A 14797-nucleotide genomic window follows, 5' to 3' on the forward strand; every position below is an offset into this window, starting at 1 on the left:
TGGCCGACGCCGTACACCCGTATCAGCCACCGTTCTCCGCGGCGATGGTGCTGCCGTGATACCAGGGGTTTCCTGCAGCCTCGGATATGAGGTTGCGCGACTTCGTCTCCCGCGCCTTGCCCAGATCGAGAGTGAGATACTGGACGAACTCCAGAGCGGTGAAGTACTGCCGGATGAAAGTCGACTGGTCGAGTTCGATCTCGGTGACGGTGACCTTTGCGTTCTGCGGGATCGGTGCAGTCAGCAACGACACCAGATTCTTCCGCTTGGCCCGGGTGTATTCGTCCTCTTCCGGGTCAGAGAAGACGAGGATGCTGTGCCTGCGCTCAGGGTCGGTGAGCGTGGCCACCTCGCTGTGGCAGAACTCGTGGAAATAGTTGCGCGTCGCCGGCACCATAGCGATTTCGTTGAAGTGCATCTTGGCCAACTTCAGCAGGCTCTCGTGCCACTTGGGTGAACCGAGCATGATGACGTTGGCGTTCTCGCTGCGCGCGGCGGCGTCCGCGGCCAGGGCACGCAACTCGGGGGTGAAGTCGGTCCGCAGGTCCTCGGCCAGGGAACGGACCTCGGGCCCGTAGTCCTGGTCCAGCAGACCGAGCTGCAGGAACATGTCGACCAGGATCGAGAAGTACTGGCCCACGTGGAACAGCGGGTACTCGCGGTCCGGCTTGCTCAGCGTCCAGCGCGCGATGGACACGCCGTGCTCCTCGCCCAGCTCGCCGAGCCGGCCGCCCGAGGTGAGCAGCAGCACCCGGTCATGCATGGGGCGCAGCGCGTGGAAGGCACGGACCGGCTCGTTGGAGTGGCCGCTGTACGAACTCAGGATGATGAGCGTGCGCTCGTCCTCGATCACCGCGCGCGGAACGAGGTACTCGAAGTCGTAGTCGTTGAAGACATACACTTCGAGGTCGCTGCGGATCGAGTTGAAGAACACTTTTATTACGTCCGACACGATGGCCGAGCAGCCCATTCCGCTGAAGACGATGCGCGTGAAATGACCATCCTTCAGCCTCTTCAGGAGGTCGGAAGAGATGCCGGATACGTCATACTCGTCGAACTTGGTGAACCCTGCGTGGTACTCCTGCTCCAGGAACTCCTGGTAGCGCTCAAGGCGTGATCGCATGAGTATTCCTCTTCCTGGGAAATGTGCTTCACCACATGAACTGGCCGCCGTCCACAATCAGTTTCTGCCCCGTGATGTACGCGGCCCCCTCTCCCACCAGGAATTCCAGCGCGTCCGCCATCTCCTCGGTGGCACCTATACGGCGCTGCGGTATCTCACTCAGCAACGCATCCATGTACTCCGGCTCGGCCAAGCGGTAGCGCGTACGCATTTCTTCCGTGTCGATCATTCCCGGAATGAGGCAGTTCACGCGGATACTCGGAGCGAGTTCCATGGCCAGGCACTTGGTGAGATGAAGCATCCCGGCTTTGCTCGAACAGTAGTTGGCGCCGTTCATCCGGGGCCGAATAGCTGTGGTCGCACCGATGTTGACGATGGAACCGCCGCCGGCCTCCAGCATGACCGGGGCGAAGGCCCGCGTCATATAGAACGGGCCGGACAGATTGGTGTCCAGTACCCGGCGCCAGTCGGAGTCGGAAATCTCAAGCACCGGACGGTCGATATTGAGACCGGCATTGTTCACCAGCACCTGCGGGACTCCGTGCTCGGTCCGTACGAGTTCCGCGAGTTCGGCGACTTCGTCCGGGTCGGACACATTCGACCGTACGACGGACAGCCCCTTCTCCACCTCTTGCAGAGCAAGATTCGCCGACTCTTCGTCACTGCGATACGTGGCGACCACCCGGAATCCCATCCGGGTCAGACGGTGACTGAAAGCGAGACCAATTCCCTTGGTTCCGCCGGTAACGATGGCAAGCCTGTCAGGCGAATTCATTCAAGCTCCCCTTCTTGGATGCGGCGCCGAGGACACGGACAGGGCGCGCCGCCCCGCCCCGACACCGAGGAGACGGGAAGGCGGGTGGGGCGACGACGGGGGTGACGGTGATGCGGTCCGGATCAGGTGTCGGCAGCGCGGGCCGGCGCTCAGCGCCGTTGCGCGGCCGCGTACGGAGCCGCACGGATGCGTGCCCTCACACATACGCGTGCTGTGTGGAGGGATGGGACGGGCCTGTACGTTGGGCACGGCGCCCGGGTGGGAGATGCGGGAACGCATGGGTGCACGGACATGAGGACCCGAAGGGTGCGTCACCCGGGCGCAGGCCCCGTCGAAGTGATCCGGCCGCGCCCTGACGGGCGGGCCGCCCCGTGTCAGACGGTCGGAGTTGCCCGCCTGACGGATCGGCAGGGCGGCATGGAACGGACCGGACTCACCGGGCGATGGGCTTGCGGGCACGCAGGATGACGTCGAAGCGGCCCGGGTACTGGCGGTCAATCGGCTCGAAGCCCGCTTCGGTGTACCACTGCTCGAATTCCTGCGCCGTGTAGATACGGCCCTCGGGTGACGCGATCGTCTGGACGTACCCCGCCATGAACGCGGCGTGGGCGGGCCCGGTCTCGTCGTCGTCCTGGGCACACGCGACGATCACCATGTGACCGCCCGGCTCCAGCGCACGGTACGTCTTCGCGAAGAGGTCGCGGACCTGATCGGGCGACCAGATTTCAAGGAAACGGGAGTAGACGACGCAGTCGTGGGACGAGGGGAACTCGTCCTTCCAGATGTCGGTCCCGACCGCGTTGATGCGCTCGGAGAGGCCCGCCTCGGCGATGCGGGCGGCGGCCATCTCCGCCACGTTGGGAAGTTCGAGGATGGTTGCCTGAAGATGCGGCCAGCGCTGCGCGAAACCGATGGAGTTGGTCCCGGTGCCTCCGCCGACGTCCAGCACCTTCTTGTACGACGAGAAGTCCACGGCGTTGACGAGGTCCTCGACCACCGAGCGACTCTGGTGCTCCATCATGGCCGTGAAGACCTGCTCCAGGTTCTTGTCCTCTGCGAGGAGCTCGTAGAGCGTGGTCGCCGGGGAATCGGCGAGCAGTTCGCGATGCAGCCCCTCGTTCTCGTTGTTCACCAGCGACTCGTGGAGCCAGCCCATCGGCTGGTACAGCATCTCGTGGGTGTAGCGGACGATCACCGGCATGAACGCGTCCTGATCGCCGGCCAGCAGGTCGGTGGCCGCGGTGTTGTGGTAGCCGTCGCCCTCCTTGCGTACCAGACCGAACGCACAGCACCCGAGGAGCAGCACGTGTCCGGCACGTTCCTGCAGCCCGAGCTCGGCGGTGATCTCGTCAAGACTGCGGCCCGGCCGGTTCTTGAGCAGGGTGAAGAGTTCAAGACGCAGAGCGGCGTGCATGAACGGGAACCTGAAGCTGGTGTACACCAGCTTCCACAGCTCGTCCAAGGCCGTCTCGGAAGATTCCTTCACAGTTTGTCCTCCACGTTTCTTGCAGGTCGCGAGCGAGCGCTTTCGGCCATGGAGTAGTCAAGTTCCGCAACGTCCAGTTCTCTCCGGTTGGTGCTCGATGCGGAATGGACATACGGCGTGCCGCAACCGCTCACCCGCCCGTCAGCGCGCCCGCGGCGGGCGTATCACCACCGCACCGGCAGCTCCCGCACCCCCCGGATCAGCATCCCCGGGAGCCACTCCCCCGGCTCCCCGTCCGCCGCCAGGTCCGGGCAGCGCTCCAGGAGCGTGCTCAGCGCCACCTCCCCCTCGAGGCGGGCGAGCGGGGCGCCCAGGCAGAAGTGGATCCCGTGTCCGAAGGAGAGATGGCCCCGGGCATCCTCGCGCCGTACGTCGAAGCGATCCGGATCGGGGAAGCGCGCCGGGTCGCGGTCCGCGCCGGCCATGGTGATCAGCACGATGGCACCGCGCGGCACCCGTACGCCGCCGATCTCGGTCTCCTCCAGGGCGATGCGCGGCGTGGTGGTCTCCACCGGCCCGTCGTAGCGCAGCGTCTCCTCCACCACCCCAGCCGCCAGCCCCGCCGGATCGGCTCGTACGGCCGCCAGCTGCTCGGGGTGCGCGAAGAGCGCGCGCACCGCGTTGCCGATCGTGTTGACCGTCGTCTCGTGCCCGGCGACGAGCAGCAGGAAGGCCAACGAGATCAGCTCGTCCTCGGTGAGCCGGTCGCCGCCCTCGTCGACCGTGTGGACGAGGGCGCTGAGCAGGTCCTCCCCGGGGCTCTCGCGCTTGGCGGCGATGAGCCCCGTGAGATACGGCATGACCTGCTCGTACGCCTCCTTCTCCGCCTCGGGGCTGGTGGGCGCGAGGGTCTCGTTGGACCAGGCGTGGAAGGCGGCGCGGTCCAGGCCGGGGACGCCGAGCAGTTCGGAGATGACGATCATGGGGAGCGGGGAGGCGAGCGCTTCGATGAGGTCGGCGCGGCGCGCTCCGTCCGCCGTCATCCGGTCCAGCAGCTCGTCGGTGATCTCCTGGATGCGGCCCCGCATCCCCTCGACCCGCCGGGCCGTGAACTCACGCGCCACCAGCTTCCGCAGCCGGGTGTGGTGGGGCGGGTCGCTCATCAGCATGTTGGCGTTGCCGAGCATGTTCAGGGCGTACGGCGGGCTCCAGCCATTCTGCCGCCACTCGCGATGCCAGTCCCGGCTGAGTTGTGGGGAGGTGAAGGCCTCGCGCGCGGCCTCGTACCCGACCACGAGCCACACCAGGCCCCTGTCGGGCGTCACTACCTGGTGCACCGGACCGCGCTCGCGCAGCCGCGCGTAGGCGACGTAAGGGTCGGCGGTGAAGTCGGGGCTGAGCGAGGCGAGCACCTCGATCCCGCCGGGGCTGTCGGGCCGGTCGGTTAAGTCGGATATCGCGGGATCGTCGGCGGCTTTCTCCGTCTCGGTCACGACGGAATTCCCTTCCCTCAGGCCCGGGTTACCGGCCCCGCCGGCCACTCCGAGCACGGCCGCTCACTTAACAACGCCGAAGCGGGCGTGATGCTTCTCCTCGCCACGGCCGTTCACATAGATGGTTTCTCTGGCCACAGATACAACACCAAACCCGGTGGTCGCACAAGGTGTTCAAGGTTCTCGCATCCGCACCAGTGGCGTGAATCATGCGCTGCGCAACCACTAAATCCCTGGCCAACGCGGCCTAATGGTCAGGACTCGGCCGAACACAGGTCCGCCCAGCGGCTCAAAGTCGACTGATGGAAACTCTGACATCTGGCACCCCTACTCAACCCGAACATCACGACGGGATGGCCGGCGGTCGTAAAGACTTCAAAATCGCGTCGCCGGCCCACGGGAAAGCTGCCGCCAAGGTTTCCGGAACACTCACGAATTTTGGGCATGCCAATGAGCCCGGCGAGATACTTCTTCGCTTGCGCCGGGCTCACGGTGTTCGGAATGGTGCGCAGCGCTCAAGCGCCCGGCCCCGTTCCATGGGGCCGGGGCCGGGCCGCGGCTGCGCCGCTACCCCTCAGGACGCCTGCGCGGCCGCACACCGAGACGGCGGCGGCAGCGCAGAAGGAACGGCAGGAGTCAGCGGACCCCTGCGACCGAACGCGGGGTAACCACCTGGTCGACGATCCCGAACTCCAGGGCCTGCTCCGCCGTGAGCACGCGGTCGCGCTCGATGTCCTCGTGGACCTTGGCGACATCACGGCTGGTGTGGCGGGCGAGGAATCCCTCGACGAGCTCTCGCTGGCGCTGCACCTCGCGGCCATGGATCACCAGGTCGGAGACCTGGCCCTGGCTGCCGGGGCTGTGCGGCTGGCTGAGGACGACCCGGGCCCCCGGTAGCGCCAGGCGCTTGCCGGGCGTGCCCGCAGCCAGGACCACGGCGGCCACCGAGTTGGCCTGCCCCAGGCAGACCGTCTGGATGTCGGGCTGCACGAACTGCATCGTGTCGTACACCGCGGTGAGCGACGTGAGGTCGCCACCGGGCGAGTTGATGTACATGGAGATGTCCCGCTGCGGATCCAGTGACTCAAGGCACAGCAACTGGGCCATGATGTCGTTCGCCACAACGTCGTCGAGCTCGTGGCCGAGGAAGATCACACGCTCCTCGAAGAGCTTCGCGTAAGGATCGTACTCCCTGGTGCCCTGCGCGGTGCGCTCGACGAAGCGCGGCGTCACGTAGCGGCTTTCAGGGCGCAGACGGCCGGATCCGGACGGACCCGCCGCTGGGGTGGACATGGACGTGCTCACTGGACTTGGCCCTTCTGGGGGATGGCCGAACGTGCCGGTCAGGAAGGCGACTGGGCGCTCGATCCGAGGGCGGGGTGATTATCGCCCGACGACAGGACCTCGTCGATCAGGCCGTACTCCTTGGCCTCTTGGGCGGTGAACCAGCGGTCCCGGTCGGAGTCACGCGTGATCGTCTCGGCGTCCTGGCCGGAGTGGTGGGCGATGAGCTCGGCCATCTCCTGCTTGGTGCGAATCAGTTGGTCCATGTAGACCTTGATGTCGGAGGCCGAGCCCCCGAGGCCCGCCGAGGGCTGGTGCATCAGGATCTTGGTGTGCGGCAGCGCGAAGCGCTTGCCCTTCGTACCGGCGGTGAGGAGGAACTGCCCCATGGAGGCGCAGAATCCCATCGCAATGGTCACGACATCGTTCTTGATGTACTGCATCGTGTCGTAGACAGCCATACCTGCGGTGACCGAGCCACCCGGCGAGTGGATGTACAGGTAGATGTCACGGGTCGGATCCGAGGCGAGCATCAGCATCTGCGCGGTAATGCGGTTGGCGATTTCGTCGTCGACTTCCTTGCCCAGAAAGACGATCCGGTCGTCGAGAAGGCGGTTGTAGACCGCATCCGCGCCAAGGGCGTCACCGCTGGCGCGGGCATAGGGCATCTTCTGCTGTGCTTCGAGAGGCAACTGCCGATTGCTCATCCGTTCCACTCCTTTGTTCGCGCGCGGCACCCTTTGGTGGGGCCGGGACTCCGTCCGTCAATCCGGCGCCTACCGGCCGTAGAGGCAGGTGCGCTCGCCCCCACCCCATGCACCGTGAAGCTAACACGTAATTCAGCCTGCACCGTTGGGCAAAGGCGAGCGCTTCGCTGAGAGCAGAGAACGTGTACCGCACTCAAGTGGCTTGAAAGTAGGGGGAGTACATCTCTCCCCTGCCGACACGAGAAGGCCCGGGCCGCGAGCCCGCCCACTCATTCACGGGCACATAGGGGAATAATCGGCGCCTGGATCAAGCCAGAACGAAATGCCGGCCCACCCGCCCACGAACAACGCACTGCCCGTTCCCCGATGGCGACTTCATGATCACAGGTCCCACGCAAGAGGAATGCCGACCCCGGTTTTTCACCGCCCCCCCTTCCTGACTCTGCGTCAACCCCGGTACACGAGCGACGTCAGCCGTCCGGTCAAGCCACAGGCGGCAATCCGCGAAGGAAGACTGCACGTCAGACGTATACCGGGCCCTCACCCTCGGTGGCAGCAGCCGTCCGGAACAACTCCCCGGTCATTACAGTCTGTTCGCATGACGACGGTTACGACGCGCACGGTCACTTATCCGGCCGACGGCCTGACCATGGTCAGCCACCTCGCGCTCCCGGCCGGCAGCGGCCGTCGGCCCGCGGTCCTGATCGGCCCCGAGGGACCGGGGCTGAACGACTTCCAGCGGCGTCGCGCCGACGCCCTGGCCGAACTCGGCTACGTCGCACTGGCTTTCGACATCAACGGCGGACGCTGGTTCACCGACCCCGAGGAGATGCTGGCGCGCGTCACCCCTCTGCTCTGCGCCCCACGGAGGATGCGGGACATCGGCCACGCGGCCCTCGGCATCCTGCGCGCCGAACCGCGCACCGACCCCGACCGGATCGCCGCCATCGGTTACGGCACCGGGGGTGCGATCGCGCTCGAACTCGGCCGCGACGGCGTCGACCTGCGGGCGATCGGCACAGTCAACGCACTCACCACCGGCCGGCCGGGCGAGGCGGCACGCATCCGGTGCCCGGTGTGGGCCGGGGTCGGATCGGAGGACCCGATCATGCCTCCGGCACAGCGCGAGGCGTTCGCCGCCGAGATACAGGATGCGGGTGTCGACTGGCGTCTCGTGCTCTACGGCGGCGCCGTGCACGCCTTCCACCACCCTCCCGTCGACCAGCCGGTGGTCCCCGGCGTCGCCCACCACCCGCGGCACGCACAGCGCGCTTGGCGCGACGTCGTGGACCTGCTCACCGAGTGCTTGCCCTTGGCGGAATGACGCACAGGGGGCCTTCCTCGGCGGGAAGCCCCTGTGGGTTCCGTCAATCAGACGGCGCACCTGGGGTGGGTGCTGGGATGCGGATCGGCACATCGATATTCGGGACGGCAGGCGGTAGCATCCGGGCCGCTTCACGTCTCCGTACCCGGAGGACTTCCGGAAAGATGCCGTCGCGCTGTACCGCGCGCCCGCCGGTAAGTGCACGGGAGACGCTGCGCACGTGGGTCCGCAAGAGAACCAGACGGCTGCCGAAGGCGGAGAAGGAGTGGCGGCTGGAGCGGGAGATCTTGCGCCGGGCATCTGAGGTTCCCCTCCTACTGTGGAGACCGTGACCGGAGGGATAGTTGGGGGTCATGGCATCCAGGAAGCGCATCTACGATGCTGAGTTCCGCGACGGAGCGGTACGGATCGTGACGGAGACCGGGAAGCTGGTTCCGGAGGTGGCTGAGGATCTGGGCATCCATCCGGGGACGTTGCACAGCTGGGTGTCGCGGGCGCGGCGCAACGGGTCGCCGTCGTCGGACCGGCCGGTGGCGGAGCCGTCGCCCGGCGGTCGTCTGCGGGAGAGCGAGCGGGCGGAGCTGGAGCGGTTGCGGGCCGAGGCCAGGGAGAAGGACAAGCGCATCCGCGAGCTGGAGACGGAGCGTGATGTGTGCAAGGGATTCGTGGCCTTGTGGGTGAATTGACTTGCACCTCGGGCTGAAGCCCGAGGATTCTGGCCTTCCGTTCCGTTGCTGTGCTGCTACGCGGCACGGGGTTCGGTCGGGAATCCGTGGCTTCCTGTTTCTTCGCGCTGTGCCGGGATTGCTCCCGGTCTTACCGGCGCTCCGCAGGCCGATACCGCCAGTCCGGCGGCCGTCTTCACGTTGATCGCGGCATTGACGTCCCGGTCGTGGACGGTGCCGCAGGCGGTACAGGTCCATTCCCGGACGTTCAGGGGTTTGGGTCCGTCCACGGCGCCGCAGGTGGAGCAGGTCTGGGAGGTCGGTTCGAACCGGCCGATCTTGACCAGGGTGCGGCCGTACCGTTCTGCCTTGTACTCCAGCATGCTGATGAACGACGCCCATCCGGCGTCATGCACGGACTTGGCCAGCTTCGTGCGGGCCAGTCCCGCTACGGACAGGTCCTCCACGGCGATCCCTTGGTTCTCGGAGATCAGCTTCGTGGAGAGCTGGTGATGGAACTCTCGGCGGGCGTCGGCGACCTTGGTGTGGGCGCGGGCGACCTTCAGGCGGGCCTTGGCGCGGTTCTTGCTTCCTTTCTGCTTGCGGGACAGCTCCTGCTGGGTCTTCTTCAGCTTCTTCTCCGCGCGGCGCAGGAAGCGCGGAGAGTCGATTTTCGTGCCGTCGGACAGGACCGCGAAGTGGGTCAGGCCGAGATCGATGCCGATGGTGCGGTCGGTTTCGGGCATCCGGGCCTGGTCGGGGGCGGGGTCGGTGTCGATGACGAAGGAGGCGAAGAACCTGCCGGCCGCATCCTTGATGACGGTGACGGAGGTGGGGGTGGTGGGCAGCGTGCGGGACCACTTCACCTTCACCGCGCCGATCTTCGGCAGGTTCAGACGGCCGCTGTCGGTGATGTTCCAGCGGGCGTTGGCGGTGAACCGGATCGACTGCCTCGCGTCCTTGCGGGACTTGAAACGGGGCGGACCGGTCTTGGGGCCCTTGCGGGTGCCCTTGAGGGAGGCGAAGAAGTTGCGGTACGCAGTCTCGGCGTCGCGCAAAGACTGCTGGAGGACGACCGCGGAGACCTCGCCCAGCCAGGAGCGTTCCGCCGTCCCCTTGGCCTGGGTGATCAGGCGGGTGGACAGCTCGCCGATCTTCGGGAACGGCTGCTGGGCCTTGCGGGCGTCTTCACGGGCGCGGACCGCGTCGTTGAAGACGACGCGGGCGCACCCGAACGCCTTCGCCAACGCCCTCTGCTGGCCGGTGTCCGGGTACAACCTGAAGGCGTACCTGAGCTGCATGACGGCCACGATACATACTTGGATTATGGGCGAGATGCAGAAGATCAGAACTGGTAGGCACTGTGTTTTCGTGATGCACGTCCACTTGGTCTTCGTGACCAAGTTCCGGCACAAGGTGTTCACCGATGCCCACTTGAGGCGCATGGAGGAGATCATGCGGTCGGTGTGTACGGACTTCGAGTGCGAGCTGGTGGAGTTCAACGGCGAGAACAACCACGTCCATCTGCTGGTGAACTTCCCGCCCAAGGTCGCCGTGACCAAGCTGGTCAACTCCCTCAAGGGTGTCTCCTCCCGCCGCCTGCGCCAGGAGTTCCCCGACCTGGTACGGCACTACTGGCGGGCCAACAAACTCTGGTCCGGGTCCTACTTCGCCGGCACCGTCGGCGGCGCACCGCTGACCGTGGTCAAGCAGTACATCGAACAGCAGAACCGGCCGGTATGAGCACTGCCCGGCTCCGCCGGGACGCCGCCTCGTGATGCTCCGCACCGCATGCGAAGAACTGCGGTGTCCCGCTCCGCCGGACCTGATTCCGCGACGCTCCGCGTCGCCACCATCAGATTCGCTTCACCACCGGCCTGAAGGCCGATGCACTGCGAATGAATTCCGGTAGCTGAGGCGGACCCGACCGTCCGTCGGACGAGCGGAAGGGGTCTCCGGCCCCGCCGGGGGAGCCGGAGACCCCGCAGGGATCAGCCGTGCCTGCGCGCGACGGTCGGCCCGGCCGGTGCGCCGGTGATCCTGAACTGGGAGCCCGGCTCGATGAGCACGTCACCCTGGGCCGAGTTGGTGATCGTGACGTTGGTCAGGTCGGCACTGCCGCGGGCGCCGCTCATCGCGAGGATGCCGGAGCCGTTGACGGACTTGTCGATGCGGACGTCGATGACCTTCACGCCGGGCATGGCGCCGCCGCCCGTCTTGAACTGGATGCCGTCATAGGTCGAGTCGTGGATCTCGGTATCCCGGATGGTCACCCCCGGAATGTCCGTGGCCTGGGCGAAGAGGGTGATGGCGCCGAACTCCTGTGCCTCGCCCCAGAAGGCGCCACCCGTCCGGTACAGGGCGTTGCCCGCGATGAGAGTCTGGCCCGAGAAGGGGATCGGGTCGTGGTCGGTGGCCAGCATGATGCCCGGGTAGTTCATCGTGTCGGAGACGATGTTGTTCTCGATGGTGTTGCCGTAGCCGCCGTAGACCGCGATGCCGTTGGCCCGCCAGGGCAATTGGATCGTGTTGTTGCGGAAGTGGTTGTCGTGGCCGACGTCGACGGAGGTGTCCTTGACGTACTTGCTGGCCCACACCGCCAGTGCGTCGTCGCCGGTGTTGCGGAACGAGGAGTTGTAGACGGTGGAGTTGCGGGTGCCGTTGGCGAAGTTGATGCCGTCGGCGTAGGTGTTGCGGATCCGCACGCCGGTGAACTCCAGCCCGTCGCCGGGTCCCCACAGCTCGGGGATGTTGGAGTAGTCGCGGCCGGCCCAGACACCGACGTTGGCGTGCTCGATCCACACGTTGGTGATCTTCGTGTTCTTCCCGAAGCGCCCGTTGAGACCGACGCCGCCCTCGGCGTTGCCGTCGCCGCCGCGGATGGTACCCGAGCCGAAGATGGCGATGTCCGAGATCTGGGTGTTGTGGTCGATGTCGAAGCCGAAGTTGCCCTCGTGCGGGTGGTTGATGCCGCCGGCCTCGTGCGGCGGGGTCAGGGTGTAGAGCTGGGAGTGCCACATGCCCGCGCCTCGGATGGTGACGTCCCGGATGCCGACCTGGTTGAACTGGCCGCGGTTCAGCGGGTCGTCCGTGAGGATCTTCTGCTCCTGACGCCACTGCCCGGCCGGGATCCACACGCAGGAGATCTGGCCGTTCTGGTCGGCGGTGACAGCCCGCTGGATGGCGTCCGTGTCGTCGAGTCCGTCGCCGGGGACGGCCCCGTACTCGGTGATCGAGGTGCAGTTCGCCGGCTTGGCCGCCGGGGGAGCGACCTGCTCCAGATCGATCAGGTCGATGATGTAGTAGGTGGCCGAGTCACCCGCGTCACGCTGCAGACGGAACGTGGTGCCCTGCGGGTAGGTCCGCGACAGCAGCGCGTGGGCCTCGTCGAAGAGCCGCCGCGCGTCGCCGCCGGGCCGGTTGGTGAGTCCCTCCGGGTCGTCGGTGCTTCCGTACAGCCAGCTGTGCTTGGAGGAGAGGCTCAGCTTCTGCACGAACACGCCGTCGGCGTACAGGCTGATGGTGGCGTCGGCTCCCCCGCCCCCGGAGGCGTCGGGGATGGAGTTGCGCACCACGATGGAGTTGGTGGGTGTGGTGGAGGTGAATTCGACGTACTGGCCGCCGGAGTCGAGCCGGACGGACTTACGGCCGGAGGACTCGGTGGCGAAGTTGGTGTGCCCGAAGGTCCGCTTGGCGTCAGCGGTGAGCAGCGTGCCCTGGTAGCGGCCGTCCTCCGCCTCGTACTCGGTGTACGGCAGGGCCGCGCCGCGTCCGACGACGAGGGACTTGGCGAGCACGTTGTTGTTCTCGTTTGTCTCGGTGACTACGCCGGTGGCGTCCGCGGTGGCGGTGAGGGTGGCGCCGCCGGCTGTCGCCGTCCATGTGCCGCTGATCGGCACATTCACCGTGGCACCGGCCGCGACCTGGCCGGTCGTGCCGTTCAGCGTGGTGGTGCCGGCCTGGAGCCGGGTCACCGAACCCGCCGCCGCGGCGGTCGTGCCGCGGTTGTGCACGGCGACGGTGAAGGAGACGGGCGAGCCCACGGCCGGGTTCGCCGGGCTCGTGGTGATGGAGCTCACCTCGAGGTCGGGGCCGGGGGCTTGGCTGACGACCATCCGGTCCGCGGCGTTGCGGCTGTTGTTGGTGTCGTCCAGTTCGGCAACCGTGTTCCTGGGGTCGACCACCGCGGAGACCGCGTAGCTGCCGGCTGCGCGAGTGCCGGTGGAAACGGCGACGGTGGTGGACGCGCCCGCATCGAGGGCGGGCACCGCGACGCTGCCGGCGACCGTCCCCTCCACGGTGACGTCCACCGTCGTCGCGGCCGAGGGCGCGGTGCCGGCGTTGCGGACACCGGCATTGACGGTGACCGGATCCCGCTCCGACGGGGCGGCCGGTGACCAGTCCAGACCGGTGACGGTCAGGTCGGGCGCGGGCGCAGCGGTACCAACCACCTGGAACTCGGCGACCTGCCCGCCGGGGGCGCCGCTGTTGGAGAAGAACCTCAGCCGGATGTCGGTCCAGCGACCGCTGACCGGGATGGTCACCGCGTTGCCCGTACCCGGGCTGAAGGCGTAGTCGGCGCGGTCGCGCAGCGAGGTGAAGTCGGTGTCGGACGGTGCGCGGCCCAGCACCTGGATGCCCTGGGTCCTGGCGCCCCACACCGGGTCCGGGTTGAGCTTGACCACCACAGCGGTGACGTCCGCGGCGGTACCCAGTTTGACGGTGAGGTCCGCCGGGTGGCCGGCCGCCTCCCAGTAGGTCGAGGTCGAGTCGTCGGTGGCGTTGGCGGCGACGTAGGTTTGCGTCGTCGAGGTGGCCTCGACCGGCTTGTTGCGGGCCAGGTTGGTGCCGGTGGGTGGCGGCTCGGTCCCGCCTTCGTCGCCGTACACCTCGAGTTCGGAGAGCTGCGCGGCGTTCCAGCCGGTGTTGCCGGTGACGTTGACGCGGACGTAGCGGGCGTCGGCAGGGGAGGCCAGGTCCACGGTGACGGTGCCGCTCTGCGCCGGGTTGAACAGCCGTGCGGCCGAAGCGGCGAGTGTGGTGAAGGCGGAGCCGTCGGTACTGCCCTGGAGGGAGAGGGTCTGGGTCCGGCTCTCCCATCCGGCGGGCAGTTTGAGCACCACCCGGTCGAGGGTCAGGGCGGCGCCGAGGTCGACCTGCACCCATTGGGGGAAGGAGCCGGCCGGCCCCTCCCAGTAGGATGCCTGGGCACCGTCGGTGATGTTTCCGGCCGGGTACGCGCCGAGGGAGCCGCCTGCCGTGGCATGGCGGCCGAGCGCGAGGTTGACGTCGGCGGCCGTCGACGCTTGCACTGCCGGGGCGGCCTGAGCGGTGGAGGCGAAGGGCATCGGTAACAGCCCGGCGGTCATGAGCCCGGCCAGGACGGCGCCGGACAGCGACCGCCGGCCGAGGGTTCTCCATCTCATGGGGTCCTCCTCTTCCAAGGGGTGGGGAGCGCGGCAGGTGCGAGCGGGAGGGATCGTGGCAGGGAGACGCGGGACGCGGGAGACTACCCTGAGGGGCGGACACTCTCCTGTACGCCAATTGAGCCAGACAGTCGACTTCTTGCGGAAATCGCTCAACAGGCTTCTCGCGTGTCTCCGATTTGTCAACGGCATGCAAAGACGTAGCAGTTGGCACGAAATCCGCTTGCGTGCCTTGCGGCGCGATTGCGTTTGCCGGTCCCCACGCAGCCGTGGCGCCCTACCTGGAAGCTTCCCTGAGCGGCGACGATGACGGGAGGCGTTCCTACTACCCGACCCCTCAAAAGGACGCAATTTATTGAGCTTTTTACGTAAGATCGCTGGCTCGCCCAAGAGGTCAGTGATCGTATGAGGTAGGGCGAGCGGAGGGTGGTGCTGTTCTAGGTCGAGCTGTCCCTTGAAGGTTTCGTTGACGGACTCGATGGTCTGCCGCAACGGCTTGAACAGGGATCCGCCGGGTCGCTGCCGTTCGCCCTCGCCGGTTGGCCGCAGCAACCGGATGCCCTGCCGGGCAAGT

General features: G+C 67.0%; 11 protein-coding genes. 3 read left to right on the plus strand and 8 right to left on the minus strand.

Features of this window, described 5'->3' with window-relative positions:
- Window positions 1-22: 22 nt before the first annotated feature.
- The 6 genes from I2W78_RS08670 to I2W78_RS08695 all read right to left on the minus strand — a co-directional run bounded on the left by I2W78_RS08670 (window position 23) and on the right by I2W78_RS08695 (window position 6769).
- Window positions 23-1123 (minus strand): SIS domain-containing protein, encoded by a 1101-nt coding sequence (locus I2W78_RS08670; RefSeq protein ID WP_196458416.1) that lies wholly within the window; start codon window positions 1121-1123, stop codon window positions 23-25.
- Between the two features lie 28 nt (window positions 1124-1151).
- On the minus strand, window positions 1152-1898 hold the full coding sequence (locus tag I2W78_RS08675) for an SDR family NAD(P)-dependent oxidoreductase (protein ID WP_196458418.1): 747 nt from the start codon (window positions 1896-1898) through the stop codon (window positions 1152-1154).
- Between the two features lie 433 nt (window positions 1899-2331).
- Window positions 2332-3384, minus strand: a complete 1053-nt coding sequence (locus I2W78_RS08680) for a methyltransferase (protein WP_196458420.1) — start codon at window positions 3382-3384, stop codon at window positions 2332-2334.
- Window positions 3385-3548: 164 nt separating this feature from the next.
- Complete coding sequence (locus I2W78_RS08685) at window positions 3549-4742, minus strand: cytochrome P450 family protein (protein WP_196464480.1); 1194 nt, start codon at window positions 4740-4742, stop codon at window positions 3549-3551.
- A gap of 711 nt (window positions 4743-5453) precedes the next feature.
- Complete coding sequence (locus I2W78_RS08690) at window positions 5454-6110, minus strand: ATP-dependent Clp protease proteolytic subunit (RefSeq protein WP_196458422.1); 657 nt, start codon at window positions 6108-6110, stop codon at window positions 5454-5456.
- 50 nt (window positions 6111-6160) lie between these two features.
- Complete coding sequence (locus tag I2W78_RS08695; protein ID WP_196464481.1) at window positions 6161-6769, minus strand: ATP-dependent Clp protease proteolytic subunit; 609 nt, start codon at window positions 6767-6769, stop codon at window positions 6161-6163.
- Window positions 6770-7406: 637 nt separating this feature from the next.
- Between I2W78_RS08695 and I2W78_RS08700 the strand changes: the two genes are divergently transcribed.
- Window positions 7407-8132, plus strand: coding sequence for a dienelactone hydrolase family protein (locus I2W78_RS08700; RefSeq protein WP_196458423.1), 726 nt, complete (start codon window positions 7407-7409; stop codon window positions 8130-8132).
- Between the two features lie 353 nt (window positions 8133-8485).
- Window positions 8486-8818: a transposase gene (locus I2W78_RS08705; RefSeq protein WP_196458426.1), complete on the plus strand. Its 333-nt coding sequence runs from the start codon at window positions 8486-8488 to the stop codon at window positions 8816-8818.
- A 56-nt stretch (window positions 8819-8874) separates the two neighbouring features.
- On the opposite strand, the gene I2W78_RS08710 is transcribed toward I2W78_RS08705, so the two are convergent.
- The gene (locus I2W78_RS08710; RefSeq protein WP_196458428.1) at window positions 8875-10098 is read right to left on the minus strand and encodes an RNA-guided endonuclease InsQ/TnpB family protein; all 1224 of its coding nucleotides are present in this window, start codon (window positions 10096-10098) and stop codon (window positions 8875-8877) included.
- Between the two features lie 25 nt (window positions 10099-10123).
- On the opposite strand from I2W78_RS08710, the gene tnpA reads away from it, so the two are divergent.
- Entirely contained in the window at window positions 10124-10540 is a 417-nt protein-coding gene (gene tnpA / locus I2W78_RS08715) for an IS200/IS605 family transposase (protein ID WP_196458430.1), read from the plus strand.
- A gap of 248 nt (window positions 10541-10788) precedes the next feature.
- Here tnpA and I2W78_RS08720 read toward each other — a convergent pair whose 3' ends face one another.
- Complete coding sequence (locus tag I2W78_RS08720) at window positions 10789-14223, minus strand: CARDB domain-containing protein (protein ID WP_196458432.1); 3435 nt, start codon at window positions 14221-14223, stop codon at window positions 10789-10791.
- Window positions 14224-14797: the final 574 nt, after the last annotated feature.

The sequence above is a fragment of the Streptomyces spinoverrucosus genome, assembly GCF_015712165.1.
GTDB lineage: Bacteria > Actinomycetota > Actinomycetes > Streptomycetales > Streptomycetaceae > Streptomyces > Streptomyces spinoverrucosus_A.